Origin of the sequence: Sediminicola arcticus (genome assembly GCF_040566695.1) — a bacterium.
In the GTDB taxonomy this organism is placed as follows: domain Bacteria; phylum Bacteroidota; class Bacteroidia; order Flavobacteriales; family Flavobacteriaceae; genus Sediminicola; species Sediminicola arcticus.
In genome coordinates, this window is the sequence record NZ_JBEXAE010000004.1 from 114,113 (window position 1) to 139,628 (window position 25,516).

General features: G+C 36.1%; 14 protein-coding genes. 12 read left to right on the top strand and 2 right to left on the bottom strand.

The window, feature by feature from the left end; genetic code table 11:
• Positions 1-188 precede the first annotated feature (188 nt).
• The 7 genes from ggt (at position 189) to ABXZ36_RS09830 (ending at position 11,547) form a co-directional block, all read left to right on the top strand.
• Positions 189-1,904 carry a gamma-glutamyltransferase gene (gene ggt / locus ABXZ36_RS09800; protein ID WP_354615338.1) on the top strand — a complete coding sequence of 572 codons (1,716 nt, stop codon included), beginning with the start codon at positions 189-191 and terminating at the stop codon, positions 1,902-1,904.
• Between the two features lie 77 nt (positions 1,905-1,981).
• Positions 1,982-2,698, top strand: coding sequence for a VIT1/CCC1 transporter family protein (locus ABXZ36_RS09805; protein WP_354615339.1), 717 nt, complete (start codon positions 1,982-1,984; stop codon positions 2,696-2,698).
• A 478-nt stretch (positions 2,699-3,176) separates the two neighbouring features.
• Positions 3,177-5,210: a S9 family peptidase gene (locus tag ABXZ36_RS09810; RefSeq protein ID WP_354615340.1), complete on the top strand. Its 2,034-nt coding sequence runs from the start codon at positions 3,177-3,179 to the stop codon at positions 5,208-5,210.
• Positions 5,211-5,336: 126 nt separating this feature from the next.
• Entirely contained in the window at positions 5,337-7,373 is a 2,037-nt protein-coding gene (locus ABXZ36_RS09815; RefSeq protein ID WP_354615341.1) for a kojibiose hydrolase, read from the top strand.
• A 131-nt stretch (positions 7,374-7,504) separates the two neighbouring features.
• Positions 7,505-9,133: a long-chain fatty acid--CoA ligase gene (locus ABXZ36_RS09820; RefSeq protein WP_354615342.1), complete on the top strand. Its 1,629-nt coding sequence runs from the start codon at positions 7,505-7,507 to the stop codon at positions 9,131-9,133.
• Between the two features lie 134 nt (positions 9,134-9,267).
• Positions 9,268-9,879 (top strand): SOUL family heme-binding protein, encoded by a 612-nt coding sequence (locus tag ABXZ36_RS09825; protein WP_354615343.1) that lies wholly within the window; start codon positions 9,268-9,270, stop codon positions 9,877-9,879.
• A gap of 165 nt (positions 9,880-10,044) precedes the next feature.
• Positions 10,045-11,547 carry a S10 family peptidase gene (locus tag ABXZ36_RS09830; RefSeq protein WP_354615344.1) on the top strand — a complete coding sequence of 501 codons (1,503 nt, stop codon included), beginning with the start codon at positions 10,045-10,047 and terminating at the stop codon, positions 11,545-11,547.
• A 143-nt stretch (positions 11,548-11,690) separates the two neighbouring features.
• Here ABXZ36_RS09830 and katG read toward each other — a convergent pair whose 3' ends face one another.
• Positions 11,691-13,928 (bottom strand): catalase/peroxidase HPI, encoded by a 2,238-nt coding sequence (gene katG / locus ABXZ36_RS09835; protein WP_354615345.1) that lies wholly within the window; start codon positions 13,926-13,928, stop codon positions 11,691-11,693.
• 838 nt (positions 13,929-14,766) lie between these two features.
• On the opposite strand from katG, the gene ABXZ36_RS09840 reads away from it, so the two are divergent.
• The 4 genes from ABXZ36_RS09840 to ABXZ36_RS09855 all read left to right on the top strand — a co-directional run bounded on the left by ABXZ36_RS09840 (position 14,767) and on the right by ABXZ36_RS09855 (position 19,247).
• Positions 14,767-15,498: an SDR family oxidoreductase gene (locus ABXZ36_RS09840; RefSeq protein WP_354615346.1), complete on the top strand. Its 732-nt coding sequence runs from the start codon at positions 14,767-14,769 to the stop codon at positions 15,496-15,498.
• Between the two features lie 378 nt (positions 15,499-15,876).
• Positions 15,877-16,212: a hypothetical protein gene (locus tag ABXZ36_RS09845; RefSeq protein ID WP_354615347.1), complete on the top strand. Its 336-nt coding sequence runs from the start codon at positions 15,877-15,879 to the stop codon at positions 16,210-16,212.
• Between the two features lie 318 nt (positions 16,213-16,530).
• Positions 16,531-18,495 carry an adenylate/guanylate cyclase domain-containing protein gene (locus ABXZ36_RS09850; RefSeq protein WP_354615348.1) on the top strand — a complete coding sequence of 655 codons (1,965 nt, stop codon included), beginning with the start codon at positions 16,531-16,533 and terminating at the stop codon, positions 18,493-18,495.
• Positions 18,496-18,641: 146 nt separating this feature from the next.
• Positions 18,642-19,247: an HD domain-containing protein gene (locus tag ABXZ36_RS09855; protein ID WP_354615349.1), complete on the top strand. Its 606-nt coding sequence runs from the start codon at positions 18,642-18,644 to the stop codon at positions 19,245-19,247.
• Between the two features lie 6 nt (positions 19,248-19,253).
• Here the strand turns inward: ABXZ36_RS09855 and ABXZ36_RS09860 are convergent, their stop codons facing one another.
• Positions 19,254-19,781, bottom strand: a complete 528-nt coding sequence (locus tag ABXZ36_RS09860) for a Pycsar system effector family protein (RefSeq protein WP_354615350.1) — start codon at positions 19,779-19,781, stop codon at positions 19,254-19,256.
• Between the two features lie 366 nt (positions 19,782-20,147).
• On the opposite strand from ABXZ36_RS09860, the gene ABXZ36_RS09865 reads away from it, so the two are divergent.
• Positions 20,148-25,412, top strand: a complete 5,265-nt coding sequence (locus ABXZ36_RS09865) for an MBG domain-containing protein (protein ID WP_354615351.1) — start codon at positions 20,148-20,150, stop codon at positions 25,410-25,412.
• Positions 25,413-25,516 lie beyond the last annotated feature (104 nt).

Genomic DNA, 25,516 nt, shown 5'->3' on the forward strand with positions numbered 1-25,516 from the left:
TTTGGTGATTCATTTCAGGTTTTGTCTATCTTTATAAATTCATCAAAAGCTTTTATCCTGAAGCGTTGGGATTGCTTAGGTCCAAAAAATAAATTAAACTAAAAAGCTTTTGCTATGTGCATAGACTGGGAACGAAATGGTTTTATTACCTCCCCACTACTCATAGATTGATCTTTAAAATATTCAATATGAAGCACATAAATCATTTATTTAGTATCATATTTCTATTCGTTTTCCTTCAAGCTATCGATGCTGCTGGTCAAACGTATGCAAAAAACGGCATTGTCGCTTCAAGTAATAAAGTAGCATCCGAAATCGGCATCGATATCTTAAAAAAAGGAGGAAACGCAATTGATGCTTCTGTCGCCACCGCTTTTGCACTAGCCGTAACTCATCCAGCCGCCGGAAATATTGGTGGAGGAGGATTTATGGTCTTTATGGATTCGTCGGGAACAACTACTACAATTGACTTTCGTGAAAAAGCACCTCTAAAAGCGTCTCCTAATATGTTTCTGGATATTGACGGAAACCTTACGAAAGGAAAGAATTTGTACGGACAGGAATCCACCGGCAATCACATTGGTGCTAAGTCAATAGGAGTTCCTGGTACCGTGGCTGGTCTGTATCTTGCTCATCAAAAATATGGCACTCTCCCTTGGGCAGTTTTGGTTCAACCTTCGATCGATATAGCGGAAAATGGCTTTCCGCTTACGTGGAGTCTTTCTAGAGCAGCTGCTTATTTTGAAACCAATTCCCCCATCCCATTTCTACAAGACTATTTCAAAAAGGATACTGGGGAGCTCACACCATTCGGGGAGCTATGGAAACAGCCTGAGTTGGCCAATACCTTATCAGAGATCAGAGATCATGGTCAGGACGGTTTTTACAAGGGGGTAGTCGCAAAGGAAATAGTCAGGTTCATGAAGGAGAATGGAGGTATTATTACCATGGAAGATCTTAGTCGGTATACCGCAGTAGAAAGAAATCCGATAAAAGGAACCTATAAGGGCTATGACATATACTCCATGGCACCGCCCAGCTCAGGAGGCGTAGTCCTAATTGAAATGATGAATCTTATGGAATTGGCCGACTTGGATTCCATAGAATTCAATTCTACGGCCTATGTTCATCTAGTAGCCGAAGTTATGCGAAGAGCTTTTGCTGATAGAGCAGAATATTTGGGAGATACTGATTTCAATGTAGATAGTCCATTAGAAATGCTGACTTCTAAAGCATTTGCTAAAAAACGATTTGAACATATTGATATGTCCAAAGCATCTGTAAGCGACTCTACGAAATTTGGACAAATTTATGATGGGAGTAGTACCACGCACTTTTCTGTGGCCGATGCAAAAGGAAATGCCGTGTCATTGACCTACACGTTAGAGCATAGTTATGGCTCTGGAATGGGTTCATCCAAGCTGGGTTTTATCTTTAACAATGAAATGGGCGACTTTAACCCAAAGCCAGGTTATACTTCAACTTCGGGCATAGTTGGAACAAATCCTAACCTCATTCAACCGGAAAAAAGGATGCTTTCAAGCATGACACCTACCATCGTAGCAAAAGATGGTAAACCTTTTCTTGTCATTGGAACTCCTGGAGGCAGAACCATTATTAATACCGTATTTCAAACCGTGCTAAATGTTTTAGCCTATGACATGCAGGTGGATACTGCCATTGAAGCTATGAAGATTCATCATCAATGGTTGCCAGATAGTATAGAATACGAGAAAGGACTCTTATCTCCTGATACTGTAAAAGCTCTTGAACGGATGAATCATACGTTGGTGCCCACAAATTCATTAGGTGAATTAATGGGAATTCAAATAGATGCTAAAAACACTATTAAAATAGGAGCTTCCGATTCTTCAAGTCCAGACGGAGCTGCGATTGGTTATTAACGATTTCTAACAACGCCTAAACTGCATTAAAAAGAAGTTTAGCTAAACGTTGTGTATAATTTGAACGAACAGCGTAAATGGTAGAAAAAACAGAGGAACTAGACAATTATTTAGCGAATCATTACATACACCGCAGTAATTGGTTGAGAGCTGCCGTACTTGGGGCTAACGACGGAATCTTATCTACTGCAAGTATTGCCATTGGAGTTGCTGCTGCAAGTGATATTCGAGAACCTATTATTTTGGCAACTTTAGCTGGACTAGTTGCTGGTGCTTTGTCTATGGCAGCTGGCGAATATGTTTCCGTAAGTTCCCAAACTGATGTGGAAAAAGCAGATATCGATCGTGAAAAGCAAGAACTAATTGAAATGCCTGAAGTCGAATTAAAACGACTAGCGGAAATTTATGAAAAAAGAGGTCTTAAAAAAGAGACTGCATTAATAGTAGCCAAAGAATTAACAGAAAACGATGCCTTAGGCGCACATATTAGAGACGAATTGGGAATTAATGAAATTAGTCAAGCTAAACCTATGCAAGCTGCATTTGCTTCCGGCACGGCATTCACAGTAGGAGGAATACTCCCTTTTTTAGTGACGCTTTTTCTTCCTTTAAGAAGTATGGAATATTCACTTTACGGTTTTGCCCTATTTTTTCTTATAATTTTAGGAGCATTAGCAGCCAAAACAGGTGGTTCAAGTATCGTAAAAGCGATTGTCCGAATTACATTCTGGGGAACTGTTGCAATGGGACTAACCGCGGTAGTTGGTCATTTGTTCAATGTACATGTCGGATAAAAAAATACACACAATAATTTATATAAATAATTGCTCATTTTTGGGTACAACAAAAGTTCGTTGCAAGTTTTATGCGGCTAATTTTTCCACTGAGAATCCTATCATATAAACTGGCAAATATATGTATTCTAAACCCTAAAGTGGTCCTAGTGATACTGGAGGAGAACATGATATTGCAGCAACCTTTAACCTCACGGTTCAATAGATTTGAATTAGTTATACCTTTCAGCATTCCAAAACAACGCCAAAAATTTTAGGTAATACACCCTTGCAATTCGCTAAACTGGAAATTATACTAAGATACCTGTGCTGAAAACAATGAACAACAAAGCAAGCAGCTAATAAAGCATATAAAAAATTATTGGGAAGCAAAAAATTCATGGTGTTTTCCATATATTTAAGATCTGTTCTAAATCAAAACTTTTATTTCCTTTAGACAACGCTTTTAAAATACAATAAACCATTTAATCCAAACGAGATGAAACATTTTCTTATTTCAATCACATTATTCTTGAGTATAGCTACTGTGGGATATGGTCAGATACAATCCAATTTAGAACTCATAGATATTTTTAATATGGAGTTTGTATCAGACCCACAAATTTCACCAGATGGCTCTAAGGTAATTTACGTTAGAAATTATAAAGATGTAATGACAGATAAGAACCTCTCAAACCTATGGATAGTGAATTTTGATGGTTCTAATAATCGACCCTTAACAACTGGAAACCAAAACGATTTTTATCCTAGATGGTCACCCGATGGAAAAAAAATAATTTTTAAATCGAACATGGCAGATGAAAAAATGAAGCTCTATATGATGTGGATGGATACGAAGGAGTCTGTTGCTTTAACAAACACTACTGAGATGCCTAATGATGTGGCTTGGTCATATGATGATAAAACCTTGGCGTTTAACATGTTTGTGCCAAAAAAACACGAATCAATTGTAAAAATGCCAAGCAAACCTGAGGGGGCCAAATGGAACACGCCTCCTACGTATATTGACGATATGAACTACCGTAGTGATGGGCAAGGATACTTGAAAAGTGGTAATATGCAATTATTTACCTTGCCCATTGAAGGAGGCACACCGAAACAATTAACCTTTACTGATTTTGATCATGGTGGACCTATTTGGTCAAAAAACAATGCGCTTATTTATTTTAATGCTAATTTTCACAAACCAGAAGAAATAGAACCTCTAGATAGCGAAATCTATCAAATTGTTGTAAATGATGGAGCCTTAAAGCCCCTAACTACGCGTTATGGCCCAGATAATAACCCTGTATTATCACCAAACGGAACAAAAATCGCTTACTTAGGATTTGATGATACATTTCAAGGATATCAAATCACTAATCTGTACCTAATGAATGTAGATGGCAGCAATTCTGAATTGATTTCTGCCGATTTTGACAGAGATATACAAAATCTTAATTGGAGTAAAGACGGTAAGGGTCTTTACTTTCAATATGACGATAAAGGAGACACCAAATTAGCCTATATCACAGTAGCTGGCAAGGTATCTATTATAACAGAAAAATTAGGTGGTCTTTCGCTTGGAAGGCCATACAATGCCGCTAGCTATACAGCATCTAACACGGATAAATTCGCCTACACACTTGGCGGAACAAATCATCCGGCTGACCTTGGTGTTGCAGACTTAAAATCAAGTAAGCGTTTAACCGCACTTAATGATGACCTATTCTCTTTTAGGAACCTTGGAAATGTGGAAGAAATATGGTGGGAATCATCATTTGATCAGCGAAAAATACAAGGATGGATAGTAACTCCACCAAATTTTGACGCTAGCAAAAAGTATCCTATGATTTTGGAAATTCATGGAGGTCCATTTACAAGTTATGGCTCTGTATATTCTGCAGAAATACAGGCATTTGCTGCCGCGGGTTATGTGGTGCTTTATGCTAACCCTAGAGGTAGTACAAGCTATGGCGAGGAGTTTGGGAATTTAATACATCACGATTATCCAAATCACGATTATGATGATCTTATGTCAGGTGTAGATGCTGTCATTAAAAAGGGATTTGTTGATGATAAAAATTTATTTGTCACCGGTGGTAGTGGCGGAGGTGTACTAACTGCATGGATTGTGGGTAAGACTACCCGTTTTAAAGCTGCGGTTGTGGCCAAACCAGTCATTAATTGGTATAGTTTTGTATTGTACGCAGATAACGTCCAATTTTTTTCTAAATATTGGTTTGCAAAAAAGCCATGGGAAGATCCAGAGAGCTACTTAAAACGTTCCCCGTTGACTTATGTTGGCAATATAACTACACCAACCATGTTACTTACAGGTGAGCAGGATTTTAGAACACCAATAGCGGAATCAGAACAATTTTATGCTGCCTTAAAGTTAGAAAACGTTGAAACTGCTATGGTTAGAATCCCAGGTGCTTCACATGGTATTGCCGATAGACCAAGTAACTTGATTGCCAAAATAGCGAGCATTTTGGCTTGGTTTGAAAAGTATAAAGATACTGGGAAGTGATTTATTGAAGGAATGTAGCGTTGGAAATCTTATAGCTGTTCCCTTTTGTAAAAGAAGCTAACAAGAGGTAAAATACATTGAATTGTAGATTATCAAAATCGATGACATCTATTTAAAAAAACCATAATGAAAAAAATACTTTTACTAGTAGTCTTTATTTCAAGTTCAATAATAACCGCTCAAAATGACGGTTGGCATATAAATACTAAAGATAATTCAGACTATACAGGAATTGCTATTGCAAATGGTAGAATAGGTATGTTAACCTCGTCAAAACCACTTCAAATACAGCACGTTGTGCTGAACAATGTTTATGACGTAGACCCAAACCTAAAAGTAAGTCAGATTCTCCACGGGATGAATTTTGGAAACCTTGATATGTATATTGATGGTGAAAAAATAACCGAAGACAATATCTCTAATTGGCAGCAAACTATGGATATGAAAAATGCTGCGTTTACTACAGAATTTAACTATCAGGACAAAGCAAAAGTTTCTTGCACAGTCTATGCCCTCCGCAATTTGCAGTATACAGGATATATAGATATTAGCATAGAAGCTACCAAAGAAATAGATGTAAAAGTTACAGGAAAAATACTAACCCCAAAAGAGTATCAAACTCCAAAAAATACCTTTCAAATATTAAAAGATTTAGAAACTACAATGCCAATCTTGCAATCCGTTGCAAATAGCCCATTTGGCAAACATCTTGTTAGCACATCAGGAACGTTTATATGGCACAAAATTAATTCCTCTAGAGAGGATCAAAGACCAGAATTAACACATACTATTATTTCCAATTATGAAAATACGCTCTCATTTGATTACAAAATAAAGAAAAATGAAAATTTAGATTTTGCTTGGACTGGCGCTCAATGTACTACTAAGAATTTTTCTGATCCAAAATCTGAATCTGAAAGAATGGTTATTTTTAATTTGTTAAACGCTAAAGAAGTCCTTTTAGCACAACATAAAGCACTTTGGAATGAATTATGGCAAGGAGATATTATAATTGAAGGCGATTTACAATCTCAACAAGACGTTCGCCTCGCCCTATATCATTTATACGCTTTTGGTCGGGGGGATTCTAATTTAAGTATTGCCCCAATGGGTCTCTCCCTTCAAACACCATATAACGGTCATATCTTTTGGGATACCGAACTTTGGATGTTTCCGCCGTTGCTAGTACTAAATCAAGATATTGCTCGCTCTTTGGTTAATTACCGTTCTGATCGTTTAGAACCAGCTAAAAAAAGAGCTATTAACTATGGGTATCAAGGAGCCATGTTTCCTTGGGAGAGTGATGATACAGGTGAGGAGGCCACTCCGCCTTTTGCTCTTACAGGGCCTTTTGAACATCATATAACTGCAGATATTGGCATTGCATTCTGGAATTATTTTCGAGTTATAGAAGACAAAAATTGGTTGGTTGAAAAGGGATATCCCTTAATGAAAGAAGTGGCAGATTTTTGGGTAAGCCGTGTTACTCCAAATGATGACGGTAGTTACTCTATTAATAATGTTGTTGGAGCAAATGAATTTGCCCCGAATGTTAACGACAATGCTTTTACCAATGGAGCTGCAATTACTGCTTTGGCATTTGCTACGAAAGCTGCCGAAGAAGTTGGGATTGAACCTAACCCAAAATGGAAAGAAGTATCTGAAAAAATAAAAATTCTAAAACTTAAGGATGGTACAACCAAGGAACATGAAAATTATAAGGGAGAAATAATTAAACAGGCAGATGTTAACCTTCTATCATTTCCCCTAAACATTGTAAGTAATAAAGAAAGCATCCTTAAAGACTTAAAATATTATGAGCCAAAATTATCCAAAGAAGGTCCTGCAATGGGAAAATCTATTTTTTCTGTATTGTATGCTAGACAAGGTGATGTATCTAATGCCTATCGACTTTTCAAAGAAAGCTACGTCCCTAATCAACAAGCCCCCTTTGGTGCTTTATCAGAGGTAGCAACCTCTAATTTCTCATACTTTGCAACTGGTGCAGGTGGAATGTTACAAAGCGTGTTGTTTGGTTTTGGAGGGTTAGAATTTACCGATAATGGAATTATTCAAAAAAATCCTATTCTTCCAAAAGAATGGAAATCCCTAACCATAAAAGGTGTAGGAAAAGACAAAAAAACGTTCCGAATAGATAAATAACGCAATCATTTGGCACAGAAAAACGTAAAACCAAAAAAGTGTATAAATGAGACCTTGGTATTTGGGTAAACCAATCCAATCTTCCTCAACCCAAGGATAATGTAATTAAATAAGAATTTAAATTTTATAATATGGAAGGCCTTATAATGAATTATCCACTCACCACTACTACTATTCTTGAGTATGGAAACAACGTTTATCATCATAAAAAAATTATAACTTATTTACCAAATGGAACGCGGCATGAATACCTCTTTGGTGACATGTATAAACGATGTAAAAAGTTAGCCAACGCGTTAACTAAAAAATTAGGAATCACAAAAGGCGATATGGTGGGCACTTTTGCATGGAATCATGGTCCTCATGTAGAATTATACTACGGAATATCCGGTATCGGAGCTGTTTGTCATACTATAAACATTCGATTGTCTAGCCATCAAATAGAATATATTATCAATAATTCGGAAGATAAAGTAATTTTTGTTGATGCTACACTAGTTCCCCTTTTAGAAAAAATTGCTCCGCTACTCGAAACTGTAGAATATTACGTACTACTAAATGCCCCTGAAGATTTTACCACCACTTTGCCAAATACATTGCATTATGAATCTTTATTAGCTGACCAATCAGAAGATTTTGAGTGGCCTACGTTAAATGAAAATGATGCTAGCGGTTTGTGTTACACAAGCGGAACAACAGGCTTGCCAAAAGGAGTTTTGTATTCTCATAGGTCAACATTTTTACACGCTACAACGATTATATCACCAAATGCGGGAAATTTCAGTAATAGAGATACTGTTTTATTGATTGTCCCACAATTTCATGTTATGGCATGGGGTTTTCCATACTTGTGTCTCTTGTCTGGATCAAACATGGTACTCCCCTCTTCTAATTTACAGCCTGAAGCAATAATTAAAATTCTTAAAGAAGAAAAGGTGAATAAAGCCAACGGTGTTCCAACCATATGGTTAGGCGTGTATCACGCCTTGAAAAAGAATCCCCCAAAAGAAAAATTAGCCCTCGAAGAATATCTTGTTGGTGGTTCTGCACTACCAAAAAGTCTTATTGAAGGTTTTGAAAAAGATTTCGGAATAAAAGGTGTTCAAGCTTGGGGAATGACCGAAACATCTCCTCTAGGAACTGTAAGTCGTATACAGCCAAAACATGAGCATTTATCAGAAAATGAAAAATTAAACATTCGTGCGAAGCAAGGTACTGCATTTCCAGGTGTAGAATTAAGAATTGTAACAGATGATGGGACTTTGGCCCCAACAGATGGTAAAACCATGGGAGAACTACAAATAAAAGGGGCATGGACCGTAAGCTCCTACTTTAAAACAAATAATCATGAAAGCTTTACAGAAGACGGTTGGTTTAAAACAGGTGATGTGAGCACTATTGATGAAGATGGCTATATGGAAATTAAAGACAGAACCAAGGACCTTATAAAAAGTGGCGGTGAATGGATCTCCAGTGTAGCACTGGAATCTGCATTAATGGCACATCCTAAAATTAAAGAAGCTGCTGTAATTTCGATACCAGACGAAAAATGGGTAGAAAAACCTTTGGCTTCAATAGTTCTGTTGAATAATGAAGATAAAATTTTAGATGAAGAATTAATTGAATTTTTATCTAGAGACTTTGTAAAATATCAGATTCCCAAAGACTATATTTATATAAATGAAGTGCCAAAAACAAGCGTTGGTAAATTTGATAAAAAAGAGATTAGAAGACTTTTTTCCGAAGGAAAACTTAGGTAAAATATAATAAGAGGTGATTACACTAACTTTAAAGAAAAAACGAAAAACAAATTTTAGGATGGCTATAGTACATTTTGGTAGTATGCAAAAAACCATGATTTGAACCAAAATAGCTTTATACTTAAATGCATACAATGAAAATACTATTAATCATACTCTTAGTAATCCTTTTGGCCTTTACGCTCATACAGCTTTTTGCTATGAATGGGCAAAGAACTATTGAAACATATCCTTATGTAGTCGATAAAAAATATGAAACATTTGAAATTCGTAGCTATGAGGCAAGGTTATTCACTTCCGTTAAACTCGCTACTAAAGAATATAAAGATGCGTCAAGAGAAGGTTTCTCTATTTTAGCTGAATATATTTTTGGTGGAAATGAAAGGAACGAAAAAATAGCAATGACTTCACCGGTAGCAATGTCTTTGGAAGACTCAATGACGGTTATGTTTATGGTTCCAAAAAAACTCAAAAAAGAAACCCTTCCTCAACCTAACCAATCTCAAATAGCATTTAAAGAAGAGCCAGCAAAAACTATTGCTGCCATAACCTTTAGTGGCTGGGCTAGTAATGAAAAAATAGAAGAGCATAAAAAGAAATTAAAAGCAGTTTTAGATGCCCAAGGAATAGCGTATACAAACCGATTTTACTTTTTAGGATATAATCCTCCTTATGAAGTTTTTAATCGTAAAAATGAAGTTATTGTTGAGTTGCAAAGCGAGGCTCTTGACATCATTAAGAAATAATAGCTAAGTACTGGGTTTTATAAAACCAACGGAGCTTTGAAGAAATGGCACGAATTCATTACGGCAAAATGTAAAAAAATAAAATGACCATAAATTAGCTTGATTTCTTAGGTCTTTAGATGCTTTACAAGATTGTTATTCTAATTAAATAGTAAAAAAATAATCATGATAAAATTAAATATTCTTTCCGTATTCCTATTAATTTCAATAGCTATCTCATCACAAGAAAAAAACCAAGATTCAATTCCAGTGCCTGAACCCAAATCATTTATTACCAGTCATGAAATAACAAATGGGGGTAATACAATTAGTTATAAGGCTATTGCATCAGAAACCTATTTAAAGGGTGAATCTGGCGAACCCGTTGCTTCTATATGGTCTGTTGCTTACGTGAAGGAAGGCACAAATGATATCACCAAAAGGCCTGTAACCTTTGTGTTCAATGGTGGTCCAGGATCAGCATCTGTATGGTTACACATGGGCATGTTTGGTCCTGAACTAATAAAAGTAAACTCAGACGCAAAAGAAGATGATGGTGCCGCTCCTTACAACTTGGTGACCAATAAAAATGGATTACTGGATTTAACAGATTTTGTTTTTGTTGATCCAGTTGGCACAGGCTATAGCAGAGTTATCGGTAAAGGAAAAGTTGAAGACTATTGGGGACTTAACGAAGATGCTAATTCCATAGCTAAATTTATAAGACAATGGATCACTGAAAATAAGCGTTGGTTTTCACCGAAATATATTGCTGGTGAAAGTTTTGGTACTACAAGAGCAGCTGCCGTTGCCAATACCCTAGAGGGTGACGGACAAAATATGGCTTTAAATGGCCTCATACTAATTTCTCAAGCCCTGGACTATGATGGCTCAACATCGGTTCACGATAATATAACTTCTTATTTAACATACCTTCCAAGCATGGCTGCAACCGCCTGGTATCATAAAAAAGCGGGGCAGGGTAAAACACTAGAATCATTTATTGATGAATGTAGAAAGTACACTTATAATTCATATGCTTCCGTTCTTTACAAAGGTTCTTTAATTACTGAAGATGAGAAAAATGAAGCGGCCGAAAAGTTGAGCTATTTTACGGGTCTAAAGAAAGACTATATTTTAAAATCAGACCTTAGAATTTTAATGCCCAGATTTCAAAAAGAACTACTTGCCGATCAAGGCTTAGCTGTTGGGAGATTAGATGGCCGTTTTATGGGAGACGAAGTTGATAAATTATCCGACGGCCCTCATCTTGGAGACCCATCAAGTTATCAAATAAGCTCGGCCTATACTGCCGCCTTAAATCATTATTATGCCTCCGAGCTTAAGATAAAAATGGATCGTCCATATTTAACTTCTAATGATGAAATCGGAGAAAAATGGAACTGGAGAACTGTCCCTAAAGGGAAATATTGGGAACCCACGCCTGTTAATGTCACTCGGAAATTGAGTGAAACAATGAGAAGAAATACTGAAATGAAAGTAATGGTAGCCAGTGGTTATTTTGATTTAATATGTCCATTTTTTGATGCTGAATATACTTTTTCTCGGAATGGAATAAGGAAAGAAAAAATAAAAATGACCTATTATGAAGGAGGTCATATGATGTATACACACGAGCCTGATTTTATAAAATTGTCTAATGATATTCGAGAATTTTTGTCGAATTAAAAACATCATACACCTCTTAATAAAGGCGATAACTCTTAGTGCGTGTAGTAGAAAAATAATAATTTTAAATAAAAAAGATGGCTCGTTTCCGAACCACCTTTTACCATTAAATATCTTACAATACGTATTGCTCTTCCTGGTACTTAAACTAGGTCAAAACGATCTGCGTTCATTACTTTAGACCATGCTTTTACAAAATCGCGAACGAACTTTTGTTTTGAATCTTCAGTACCGTATACTTCTGCCAAAGCGCGAAGCTCTGAATTAGATCCGAAGATCAAATCTGCACGGGTTCCTGTCCATTTAAGTTCCCCTGAAGCTCGGTTACGACCTTCAAACACGTCTTGATCATCCGTAGTGGCCTTCCAAGTAGTGTCTATATCAAGCAGGTTTACGAAGAAATCGTTGGTAAGTGCACCAAGGTTCTTTGTAAACACTCCGTGTTGTGAATGATTAAAGTTAGCGTTCAAGGCACGCATTCCACCAACCAAAACAGTCATTTCTGGTGCTGTCAATTTCATCAATTGTGCTTTGTCAACTAAAAGTTCTTCAGCGGTTACGGAGTATTTGGCTTTAACGTAATTACGGAAACCATCTGCTCTTGGCTCAAGTGCTTCAAACGCATCGGCATCGGTCTGCTCTTGCGTTGCATCTGTGCGCCCTGCTTTAAACGTCACGTTTACATCATGACCGGCATTCTTAGCTGCTTTTTCAACGGCTGCATCTCCTCCTAATACAATTAGGTCTGCTAAAGAAACCTTTTTGTTACCAGATTGTACATCGTTAAACTCTTTTTGAATATGCCCTAGAGTTTCTAAAACCTTGGCCAATTGCTCAGGATTATTCACTTTCCAATCTTTCTGTGGCGCTAATCTAACACGAGCTCCATTTGCACCTCCACGTTTATCTGAATCTCGGTATGTTGATGCAGATGCCCAAGCTGCAGAAACCAACTCAGTAACAGTTAGACCAGAAGATAATATAGTAGCTTTTAAATTGGCTGCATCTTTATCGTTGATCAATTCAAAATCCACAGCAGGTACTGGATCTTGCCAAATTAATTCTTCTTTTGGTACCTCTGGACCTAAGTAACGATTAATTGGTCCCATATCACGGTGAGTCAATTTAAACCAAGCACGTGCATATGCGTCAGCGAATTCCTTTGGATTTTCCAAAAAGTGTCGCGATACTTTTTCATAGGCTGGATCCATACGTAAAGATAAATCTGTCACCAACATAAAAGGCGCATGTTTCTTTGTTGCATCATGGGCATCTGGCACAGTACCAGCGCCTGCATTATCTTTTGGCTTATATTGCCATGCACCACCTGGGCTTTTTGTTAATTCCCACTCATATCCGAATAGGTTTTCAAAATACGTGTGGCTCCATTTTGTTGGGGTATTTGTCCAAGCTCCTTCTAAACCGCTTGTAATGGTATCAGCACCTTTTCCTGTCCCAAAGTTGCTCTTCCATCCTAAACCTTGCATTTCTATCGGAGCTCCGGCTGGCGCATCTTCTAAAAATTCTCCATCGTTAGCAGCACCGTGTGTTTTCCCGAAAGTATGTCCTCCTGCAATCAAGGCTACTGTTTCGTAATCGTTCATAGCCATACGTCCGAAAGTATCTCTAATATAGTGAGCAGCTTCAACAGGATCTGGATTTGAGTTATGCCCTTCAGGGTTTACATAGATCAATCCCATGTGCGCAGCACCTAATGGGCTCTCCAATTCTCCATTCTCATATCTTTTATCACTGGCCAACCATTCTGTTTCAGATCCCCAGTAAATATCTTCTTCTGATTGCCAAATATCTTCACGTCCTCCAGCAAATCCGAACATTTTTAGTCCCATGGATTCGTGTGCAGCGTTACCCGCTAAAATCATTAAATCAGCCCAAGAAAGTTTCTTGCCGTATTTTTGTTTGATAGGCCAAAGTAATAAACGGGCCTTATCCAAATTGGTGTTATCTGGCCAGCTGTTCAAAGGTGCAAAACGCTGAGATCCAGAACCTGCTCCTCCACGTCCATCTCCGATACGGTAGGTACCGGCACTATGCCAAGCCATACGAATAAAGAATGGACCATAATGACCATAATCTGCGGGCCACCAATCTTTACTATCTGTCATTAAATCATATAAATCTTTTTTCACAGCTTTCAAATCCAACGATTTGAACTCCTCAGCGTAATTGAAACCTTCATCCATTGGATCTACCAAGGAGGAATTCTGTCTCAGAATATTCAACTTTAACTGGTTTGGCCACCAGTCTCTGGTAGTAGTTCCTCCACCGGCAGCATTAGTCATTTCTCCGTTTAAAAACGGGCAATTAGCTATATTTGAGCTATTTGTGCCGTTATCGGACCCGTTTGAGTTCTTGTTCATATCTTCCATGTTAATTGATTTTATCAGTGTCTAATTTACAATATAAATTTACCAATATTTTGCTGATTCAATTTACGTTAATGATAGATAAAAACTATGGCCCATTTCAAACTTCTATATCTTATACGCTTTTGTAAGCAGCACATACCATATTACAATTCTGTAATTATATATCTTCAAGTCTACAAGAAGCCATCTTCCTTGATAAAATAGAAAATTGTCCATGAAATACCATCCTGCCTAAGAAGAAGAAGTAATAGTGGCTGATTTATTAAGGAACAATAAAGAAAACCACATTAAAATTTAAAATAAGGGAATATCAAAATGAATCAAATAATTTCAGTAACAGTGTACCCAGTAATTTAGACTTCATAATAGCAAAGGCATCTCTGGATAAAGGAGCAAAAGTAAAGACTGCAATATGAACTAGTTAAACACTACAAAAATTAAAGTACTGCAAAAACTTATGGTATTACATAAAGATAAAAATGTCTAAGAAACACCCATATATATAAGGTTTAACCTATTAATGATTGGTAATATGTTGACCAAAGTGTATGTTAAATACTTGGAATGGTATACCTATATCAGTCGAGTGAACCAAGTGAGATGACTGCATAAGTATACAGCAATAGAATAGTGGATTTGATCAGCTCAAGTTCAAAACCAAAAAAGTTGTGTGCAATTAAAAGTTAAGCGTTAGGCTTTCTATTGCTAAGTTTTCATCTTTTTTGAACAAAAAGGTCCATTGTACCCTGAAGTAGACTCTTCGTATTGATAGCCCTCTGCTGATGTTAAATAATACCTGATATTTGTAGTTATATATAAGATATCTTATATGAAACTCTCAAATAATAAAATCCTGATTACTGGAGGAGCCAGTGGAATTGGCTTAGGATTAACAAAAAGATTTATTAAAGAAAACAACACTGTGATCATCATTGGAAGGCGAGAATCTGAACTTAAAAAAGTTGCCGATCAATATCCATCGGTCATTATAAGAGTTTGTGATCTATCTGTTGTGAAGGAAAGAGAAGCACTGTATACTTGGATTTCGGAAAATCATAAGGACTTAAACGTGCTAATCAATAATGTAGGAATCCAACAATGGATGTCTGTATTGGATGAACTATTTTTTGAAAAGGCAAAAAAAGAATTAGCGGTTAATGTAGAAGCTCCACTTCATTTAATTTCGCTTTTTCTAAAGTTAGCTTCATTGGATACCATTCTGAACGTCACCTCTGGCCTCTCTTTTGTTCCACTGGTTAAAGTACCCGTTTATTCCGCAACAAAAGCCATGCTGCACTCCTTTACCCTTTCCCTGAGAGAAATGTTAAAGGCTAAAAATATAGAAGTGATAGAAATCATACCACCTGCACTTAATACCGACTTAGGCGGTAAAGGTTTACATGATTACGCACCTCTAGTCAATGATTTTATAAATGCTATATTTCTACAATTGGAAAAAGGAGAAACGGAGCTTACTTTCGGATTTAGCGATGCCATTGTTAAAGCCGGTCCTGAGCAATTAAGACAAGCCTTCATCAAAATGAATGTACCAGCTTCGTGAAAATTAAACTTAACAAAATAAGGTTATTCCCTATTTAAAAAATACATTCTAATTTGGTGTAGAGCTAGTATATAAAATCAATTTATAAAACCCTCTGTCAGCATTTACCAAACTAAAAATCATATATTTTCATCATCTCACTATACCCCTTTCAATTTTCATTCATCCAATCAATTAATTGTTATATATTTAAGAATGTGAAGTTTAAATGATCCATAACCTTAATATCAGAGAGCAACCTGAGTAGAACTGTCACCTAAAATGGAATATATAAATTTGTTTTTGAATTTAAGATGAGCCAAACAGCTGTTATTACTTGTCCAATGAAATAACAACGAAAATACGTCTAAACACATTGAACCATAAAAACTAAAATGAATGAAAAATGAACAGCCAAAATGGTCGAAAGAGGAACTAAAAATTTATATTCTTTTGCTTTGTGCTAAAGCGGATTGGAAAGAAACTCCTGAAGAAATGACTCTTATTAGATCCAAAAGCAACCAAGAAATATTTGATAGAATATACAAGGAGATAAGTGAAGATAAAGAGGATATTAGTCTTGATAAAATTGAAGCTAGCATAGAAAAGCATCATTATTCTACGATGGAGATAATAGAACTTAAAAAAGACATACAAGAAGTTTTCAGCGCCGATAAAGACTTTTCACTTAAAGAACAATACATAGACGAAATCCTTGATAATTTAATTTATTAAACCTATTTATTATAATTTAAGATGTCATTTGATATTTTTTGATCTAGCCATAAAGCTGGTTTCGTTAGATGAAAACAACATGGGGGTACTTTAATCTTAAAAGAAATCTCGTTTCATTGTAAATAGAGGAAGTCCAATTCTTTAAACCTCTACACAATTAAATATTCAATTAAAAGATGCACACGAAGGATAGAACTGGTTGAAATATCGGGTTGGTGTAGATTATTTACAGCAAAATACTTCTTAAAAGTACTTTACCTTGTAATTAAATTAGTATTTTTAAGAACAATTTCCCGATAACCTTTAAAATGAACAGGTTTGAAAAATTATAATTCTATTTTAGTTATTGTCTTATTTCTTATATCTCAAATAGGATTTTCTCAGATCACTAGGCAAATTGATAGTCTTAACGTTTTGATCAATTCCAAAGATAATGATACTACCGCTGTAAATCATTTACTGGACATTGCTACGATATTATTTGCCTCAAATCCAGACTCTGCAATGGTCTACTCAAACAAGGCGATTGTCTTGGCAGACAAAATAAATTTCAAGAGTGGGCTGGGCTATGCTTATAAAAACATGGGATTGGCGCACTACTATAAAGGGGAATATTCCGCTGTGCTTATATTTTGGAAAAAATCCTTGGCAATATTTGAGCAAATAGATCACAAAGCAGGCATAAGCAATTTATTGAGCAATTTAGGAGCTGTATATCAAACAAAAGGAGATGATCCAAAAGCGCTAGATTATTTTATAAAATCTTTAAAAATAGGACAGCAAATTCAGGATTCTTTACGAATAGGAACGGCATATTTAAACATAGGAAGCGTTTATACCAATCAAAAAAACACATACCAAGAAGCTTTTGACGCCTTCCTTGAATCCAAAGCTATCTTTAAAAATATCGCATACGAAAATGGAATAGGTACCGCCTGTAGTAATATGGCAGAATTATACCTAAAGACCAATAAGCCAAATTTAGCATTAAAAGAATTGAATGAAGCAATTGGTGCCTTTGGAAGAGCCGGCGTAAACCTATCTGCTAGCTATAATTTAATTGGATTGGCCTATGGAAAATTAGGTGACTTAAACAAAGCGGAAAGCTATCAAACAAATGCTATTCTTGCAGCAAGTGAAATAGATGCTAAAATGGAAAAAACACAGGCATTCATTGATTTAGGAGACATCCAAATACAACAAAAAAAATTCGACCAGGCTATCCTTAATTTTGAATCTGGTTTAAAGCTAACAGAAATTACTGGGGTATATAGAGCAAAGAAAGATGCTTACAAAGGATTATCAAATGTATATGCCACAAAAGGAAACTACGAAAAAGCATACGAATATCAAAAGTTATATTCGATAATGGTAGATACCCTTAAAAACGATTCTTACGAAAAATCAATTGGTAATCTCAGGTTTCAATTTGATCTAGAAAACAAGGAAAAGGAAATTGTTCTTCTAAATTCAACCAATGAATTAAAGGAAATACAGCTTGAGCGTTCGGCTATATCCAAAAAATATCTGATGGCGTTATCAGGGTTGTTTTTTGTAATAATTGGGGGGTTCTTCTTTCAGTACAGGTATGTTAAAAAATCCCATAAACGTTTGGATAAAGAACGAAATAAGACGGAAGAGATATTGCTGAATATACTGCCTAAAGAAACCGCTGAAGAACTTAAGACCAATGGCTTTATAAAAGCAAAAGAATTTGATTTAGTCACAGTGCTGTTTACAGATTTCAAGGCATTTTCTGTAATCGCAGAAAATATTTCCGGTGAAAAATTGGTGTTTAGCGTTGATTACTATTTTAAAAATTTTGATGCCATTATTGAAAAGTATAATCTTGAAAAAATAAAGACCATAGGTGATGCTTATATGTGCGCCGGGGGATTGCCTACTGAGAATTCTAGTCATTCAGAAGATGCTTTAAAAGCTGCCTTGGATATCCTAGATTTTGTAAAAAAAACAAAAGAACATCCACCAGAAGGCGTTTATCCATTCGAAATACGCATAGGCCTCAATACAGGTCCAGTTGTTGCCGGGGTGGTAGGTACCAAAAAATTTCAATACGATATTTGGGGTAACACCGTTAATATTGCGGCCAGAATGGAAAGTAATTCTGTGGTTGGGAAAATTAACATTTCAGAAAATACCTATCAACTTTTAAAAGACAAATACAATTTCACATACCGCGGGATTATTGAGGTGAAAAATTCTCAAAGTTTAAAAATGTATTTTCTTGAAGAAAATAGTAAAGAACTTGTTGCACAAACCTAAAGTATATTAGCTTCGTGATTTTTTAAAATGATCATTATAAGAAATGTACTACAGCGTTTGTTGTTTAATTAAATACTTGAAAGAACAATAATTTAAAGAATAATTTGTTTAAATTGTAATAACGGCTCGACCTAGGATGTAATCATATGGTTCTTAGTAACAAAAAAGCATACCCCGAAATTTGCATTAGGATCTTAAAGGATCTTGAAGAAAATTTACCAGCTCATCTAACGTATCACGCATTGGAGCATACCATTGACGTAGCGAACGTCATCAACCACTACATAGAGCACCTTAAAATTGATGAAGGAATGGCAAAGCTTTTACGAATTGCAGCGGTTTCTCATGACTATGGCTATATCGTATCTCCAATTAACCACGAAGAGCGAAGTATAATTGCTATTGAACCCTATTTAAAAAACTTATTGACCACCGATGAAATCAATATAGTGAATGGATTAATTAGGGCAACAAAAGTACCTCAGCAAACAAACACTATTTATGAAGAAATTATTGCGGACGCAGACTTGGACTATTTAGGGAGGGAAGATTATAATGAACTTAGTAATAAGTTATATCAGGAATTTATACATTTTGATTTTGTTTCGGATGACAAGGAATGGTTGAACCTACAAATTAAGTTTTTGGAAAAGCATAAATACCATACCCTTTTTGCAAAGACGCATCGCCAAGGGTTGAAAACGAAAAAACTAAAAGAATTAAAACATGCTTTGCTAGTCCAAAACACCTAAGAAAGGCTACAAAAATATTTGCACTAAAAGAATTATCATACTAATCAATAAGGGTATAAAGCTGTATACTAGATTTTTAACTGATTTATTGACATCCGTGAATTTTTTGGATGCAATCAAAGAATTTACAAAAATCTGCGCGCCCAAATGATCATATAGTTCCTCTTCGTTATCCATTAAATCCATTAATTCTTTTGAGTATTCCTGAATAGAACCATACTTAGTGACCACATCATGGAAAAAGAACATATTTGAATTAAATTTTGTTTCTATTTGAGGCATAAAGCATTTAAAACTAAAATAAATGGAACGGGAAACAAAAAATAGAAAAATCATAAAAGTAGCGGAAAGTAATATATTGAGATGAAAGTTAGTTTCCATTTCCGTGGCAATCTTAAAAACTACTCCTAATAAAAGGCCATAAAACGATATTATAAGTCCCGCCTTAATTTCAGAGGATCGGTTGAGTCCATTTATATAGGAAATCCCTTGCCAATACACATTAATTTTGTCTTCTGGAGATAATTTTTTCATGATTTTAGAATGAGTGGATCTAAAAGTACTAAAAATAATAAGGAGATTAACTTCGCTATCCGTAATTTCATGTACAGCATTAAAAAATTACAAACTATTGAAATGTAGTTCAATACTTCTAAATAATAGTGATTTTTTATCTTAAAGAAGTATACCAATTAAATAAACCGATACTTAAATTGAAATACCTTTTATTTTTTGTTGATTTTTAATAATAAGTTGTTGTATTGTGTATCCTAATCATAATTTAACTACCTTGCGTTGGATTCCCCCATGCATAACCCATAATCTACACTTTGTTATTTTTTTCTACTTAACATATATTAGAAATAGTATATAGCGCATGGCTAACCAAATTAGTCAACTATGCAATTTATTGAGGGAACTACTACGGAATACATTGGGAAATGTATAAGTCAAAGACTTATAGTACCAATTACAATCTTTTTCCTTTTATCCGCTGGTATGGTATCAGCACAGAACTACACCACCACTGGTCTATCCACGGATTGGAATAATGCCAAGGCTTGGACGTGTTCTGGTGGCTCTTGTGCCAACAAGCCTATCCCAGACAGAAGAGTATCTAACAGCAACATTACCATTAATCATACTATTTTTTACAACTCTAATAATCCAATTAGTCTTGATAATAAAGCTATTTTAACTATTGGCAATAACGCTAAATTAACAACCATTAGTAATATAAATATTTCAGCTGGGAGTTCTTTAACGGTTAACCAAGGGCAGATTGAAATTGGTCCTGGCGTATTAAATAATTTAGGAACTATTACATTAACAAATGCCCTAATGTTTAAAAATGGGAATATTGTCAATGATGGCCAAATAATAGTATCCAATGCCTGTGTAGAACTCATCAATGGGAACTTTGTAAACAACAATACCATTTCCGGGGTTGGGAGCGTTAAAACCCTAAACGGAAACATTAATAATTTTGGCATCTGGGGAATAGATATTATATACTTTTTCAGTAAAAACGGCAGCGGCCTTCCTGGATCACTCAGCACCTTAGAACAGGTAACTAAAATCTGTGAGTGTATATTAACTAATTGTGATATTCTTCCTGGGTATCCTCCTAATTCCAAGGTCAATGAAATTATAGGATCTGCACTAACTTCTCTGGTTTTAAACTATAATGCGAATGAAGGGTACAACGATTTAATTTACACGATCAACCCTAACAATCAGGTATTGATTGAAATTGTAATTCTTAATGAACAATTTATTAGCGTGAGTGCCTTTTTAAACACTTTTGGAATTGATCCCGATACTTATATTTCAGATGTTTTTAAAACAGAGGATGATGAACGGATAATCACTGTTTTCTTTCCTATCTCTGATTTACAAGCCTTGAATGCCAGATCGGATATTATTAATCAGGTGTACGAAGTGTCCCCTCCTATTCCCAACCAAGGGCTAATTACCAGCCAAGGAGATGCCGCCCAAAATTCAAATCTCGCGCGACTTGGTTGGAAGATTTCCGGGGTTGGTGTTAAGGTTGGTGTAATCTCGGATAGTTATGACCGTAAATCTGGCGTGCAAGAGCAAACTAGCTTAGCCGTACAAAACGATATTGATAATGGCGATCTACCTGGTGTTGAAAACGCCGTCACAGTAGTCGAAGATTTCCCATATGGCATAGCTAGCGATGAAGGTAGGGCCATGATGCAAATTGTGCATGATGTTGCCCCTGATGCAAAATTGTTCTTTAGAACAGGATTTATTTCTGAAGGCAATATGGCGGCAGGGATATCCGAACTGGTTAATCTTGGATGTGATATTATTGTTGATGACATTACCTATATGAAAGCACCGTTCTATAGGGATGGTATTATTGCAGATGCTATTAACGCTGCAACTACCAGTAGTGGCGTAAGTTACTTCAGTTCTGCTGGTAATTTTGGTTCTAGATCCTATGAATCTACCTTTAATGCATCCTCCTCGAATCCTATACGTCATGATTTTGGAGGAAATGATGTTTTACAGAACATTACCTTAGGCGTGGGCCAATATATTATTGCCCTGCAATGGGATGATGATTTTTATTCTTTGGGGTCTTCTACGGGGGCGGTCAACGACATGGACATATACCTCGCTGGTGATAACGGCACAATCCTTTATGGATTCAATAGAAATAATTTAGGAGCAGACCCTGTTGAAATAATGCCATTTACGGTAATAAATCCAACCAAAACTAATATACTAATTGAGAGAGCGGCAGGGAATGATGCTCCTCTAAAATTTAAATATGTAGTTTTTCGCGCAGGTAATGACGGTAATTTTCAAGCTATTCCTGCTACGAACGGATCTACTGTTGTTGGACATGCCAATGCAGAAGGAACTATTGCTGTAGGGGCTGTACGTTATGACAACACAGAAAGTTTTGGCGGAGTTCTTACTGCCCAACAGTCTTCCTCCCTTGGTGGCACGACAACGCAAGGCATATTAAGAAATAAACCGGATTTAATGGCTCCTACAGGGGGTGATACCTCGGTAGATTTAGGGGCGCCAGATTATGAAACCCCCCCCAATAGATTACCTAATTTCTTTGGAACTTCTGCTTCTGCCCCTCATGCAGCTGGCATAGCCGCGCTTATTATTGATGCAAAAACAAAATTTGGTGTAGATTCAGATATTAATAAAATTGACAGTCTTGGTGTTCGTAATATCTTGAAGGTTACCGCAATAGATATGGATACCCCTGGTTTTGATTTTAAGACTGGATCTGGGTTTGTTTCTGCTGATGGAGCGTTAGCCTACTTTTCCAATCCTTCGCCTAATTTGGAGAAATTTAGATTTGGGAATCCAGATTTGAACCTTAATGAACTTGGAGATGTTCCTTTTGAGCTTTTCTTGGAAGGAAACTCCTTTAACGAATCATCTGTGGTTATTTTTAGAGGAGAAGAACTGGAAACCACCTTTGTCAATACTACAACACTCAAAGCTACCATTCCTACATTTCTAGGGAACCCTCCTATCTATGTATACACTGAACCTGGACCGTTAACAAATGGATCTGATGGTGGAACTTCCCAAACCAGAACGTTTGCCGATCCTATTATCACAGATGTAATTGTACGAGCCAATACTAAAACAAGGAGATATGGGGAGGAGAATCCAACTTTTGCCTTTAGTACATTAGTAACTGTAGGTGATACAATATTACCACTGTCTGATGAAGAATTAAACCTTTTATTACCATCTATAACACTTACTACAGAGGCCACCTCCTCTGACATCGTAGGTATCTATGCCATAGAAGCCAATATTGATATTGAAAAAATTAATATTGGCTTATCAGAACTATATAATTTTATCATGGAGCCAGGGGTGTTATTTATCAATCCTATGCCCGTTACCATAAAGCCGCAAGCCATGGATACGATAACGTATGGTGGGCCTTTACCCGAAGTTACTTTTGAATATATCTTTGGAGATCCCACAGAAACAGATGTAACTGTAGATCCTTTGGTCGCCAGCACTTTCGCAGAAAACCATACAAACGCTATTTCTTTGGTCAATGGCTTTTCCTTGGTAAATGGGATTTCACTGGTTAATGGAATATCTCTTGTAAATGGGGTACCTACCCTGGTTAATGGAATATCTCTTGTAAATGGAGACCCTACCCTAGCAAATGGCTTTTCCTTGGTGAACAAAACATTTTTCGTATCCCAAAGTACCGTTGAAGATTCGAAAACCGTTTTTGAAAACGGCTTCTCTTTAGTAAAAGGCACTGGGGAAGAAAAGGTGGTGAACTTTGGAGCCGATCTTATTTCTGATCAAAAAATTGAATCAGGTAATTTCTCTGAAATCACTAATGGTATTTCCCTGGTTAATGGACTTTCATTGGTTAATGGATTTTCATTGGTGAATGGACTTCCATTGAAGAACGGAATATCATTGGTAAATGGCTTGTCTTTAGTAAATGGCTTGTCATTGGTAAATGGTTTGTCATTGGTAAACGGATCTGCATTTGTTAATCGTGATGATGGTTTACCCGATCTAAATGGTCTTTCTTTGGTTAATAGCGATAGTACCCCAATATCTAACGCCTTTAAAAATATTTTAGTTATACTTAATGGTGATGATGCTTCTAGCGAAATTCCAATTGACATAAGACCTGTTAACGTAATCACTGGAGTTGATGCTGGCACGCAGTATATTATACCTGGAGGTATTCTAGATAATAATTTTGAAATTCGATATCAACCAACCCCTCTTGAAATTTTGCCTGCTATTCTTACCGTGACTACCCTAGATGTTGATGTTGTTTATGGGGATGACCCGCAAGTAGATTTTACGGGAATTATAGATGGCTTACTATATAATGATGCGGCAGAGGAAGTTTTCCCTGTTGGACTAATCTATACTGTAGATTGTGAACCCTGTGGTGTCTCGGATATTCCGTATATTATTAAGGCAACAGCCACAAATACTTCACCTAATTATGAAATAGACTATATAGAAACCGGAGAACTAACGGTAACCAAATTTAATCTTACAATTTCAGTGGATAACGCTACCATTACCTATGGCCAGTCAGAACTGCCTACCTTCAGCGTTACAGCTAATCCAGAACCAATACCTTATGAAGAAATAATTTCTGAAATTTTAGTCGACTTGAGTTTTACCCCATCCGATGCTTGTACATCCAGTACTACAATAGACGTAATTGGAAATATGCAACCAGACAATTATAACATTACGTACGAACCTGGTATATTAACTATCAATAAAGCGGAACTTCAAATAGAGGTCTTATCTACTTTCATCACAGAAGGTAGCCCAACGCCATCAAACTTTAACATTGTGGTAAACGGCTTGGTTTGCGATGACCCTGCACCAATTATACATAGTTTTGAGATTGGAGATGGCGCCACTCAGTCTGGAAGTCTCATCGCCGGCGAATATGCTGTATCTGCAACTATTTCTGATTTAACAGGATATGAGAACTATAACATAACGCAAATCGCAGGTACACTTTATGTAAACCCATCGGTTGGCTGTAATGACAGAATTCAGGCATCAGATATATGTAAAAGTCCATATACCATAGCAGAGCGGCCAGAAATAACAACACTATTACGGTTTGAATATACAAACAATCTTACTGTTCCCATATTTATTCCAAATGGATCTAAAAACATTTTAAAAGGCAATGCTGTTTTCATAGGAACCACGCCAGAACTTTTTCTACCTGGCAAACATACCTTTGATATTTATACCGATGGCGGAAGATTGCAATGGGAAGTGATCACAGAGGGATGTACGAGTGCCTCAAAATCTTCTAACGGTTCTAATGCTAACCCTTGCAGCTCCAGTACTTCTTTAACTGCAAAAATAGCAGTTCCAGAAGAACAAGCCATAGTGGATGAATTAGTGGTTTACCCTAATCCAGTTACAGATTATGTCAACATTATAACAGGAGTTACCTCTGAATCAATAAAGATTAGTGTTTATAACGAAGTAGGACAAACCATACTAAAGCAAAATTTAGAAGGTAATAGTTCCTCTGAAATCTACCTTGATGTTTCAAAATTTAAAGCGGGCCTTTTATATATCGGTGTTGAACAAAATGGAAGTACCATCTTTTATAAAATCATTAAAAAATAAGTTAGATTAATGATGTATAGCATTAAAAAATGTGGAAAGGATCTAAAAAGAGTAACTATACGATGGAACTCAAGATCATAAATAGGGTTTTTATTTAAGTAAGT

What these genes read in the sequence shown, in the direction of transcription:
- ggt (WP_354615338.1), top strand. Translation starts at nt 189, where the DNA reads ATGAAGCACATAAATCATTTATTTAGTATCATATTTCTATTCGTTTTC.
- ABXZ36_RS09805 (WP_354615339.1), top strand. Translation starts at nt 1,982, where the DNA reads ATGGTAGAAAAAACAGAGGAACTAGACAATTATTTAGCGAATCATTAC.
- ABXZ36_RS09810 (WP_354615340.1), top strand. Translation starts at nt 3,177, where the DNA reads ATGAAACATTTTCTTATTTCAATCACATTATTCTTGAGTATAGCTACT.
- ABXZ36_RS09815 (WP_354615341.1), top strand. Translation starts at nt 5,337, where the DNA reads ATGAAAAAAATACTTTTACTAGTAGTCTTTATTTCAAGTTCAATAATA.
- ABXZ36_RS09820 (WP_354615342.1), top strand. Translation starts at nt 7,505, where the DNA reads ATGGAAGGCCTTATAATGAATTATCCACTCACCACTACTACTATTCTT.
- ABXZ36_RS09825 (WP_354615343.1), top strand. Translation starts at nt 9,268, where the DNA reads ATGAAAATACTATTAATCATACTCTTAGTAATCCTTTTGGCCTTTACG.
- ABXZ36_RS09830 (WP_354615344.1), top strand. Translation starts at nt 10,045, where the DNA reads ATGATAAAATTAAATATTCTTTCCGTATTCCTATTAATTTCAATAGCT.
- katG (WP_354615345.1), bottom strand. Translation starts at nt 13,928, where the DNA reads ATGAACAAGAACTCAAACGGGTCCGATAACGGCACAAATAGCTCAAAT.
- ABXZ36_RS09840 (WP_354615346.1), top strand. Translation starts at nt 14,767, where the DNA reads ATGAAACTCTCAAATAATAAAATCCTGATTACTGGAGGAGCCAGTGGA.
- ABXZ36_RS09845 (WP_354615347.1), top strand. Translation starts at nt 15,877, where the DNA reads ATGAAAAATGAACAGCCAAAATGGTCGAAAGAGGAACTAAAAATTTAT.
- ABXZ36_RS09855 (WP_354615349.1), top strand. Translation starts at nt 18,642, where the DNA reads ATGGTTCTTAGTAACAAAAAAGCATACCCCGAAATTTGCATTAGGATC.
- ABXZ36_RS09860 (WP_354615350.1), bottom strand. Translation starts at nt 19,781, where the DNA reads ATGAAAAAATTATCTCCAGAAGACAAAATTAATGTGTATTGGCAAGGG.
- ABXZ36_RS09865 (WP_354615351.1), top strand. Translation starts at nt 20,148, where the DNA reads ATGCAATTTATTGAGGGAACTACTACGGAATACATTGGGAAATGTATA.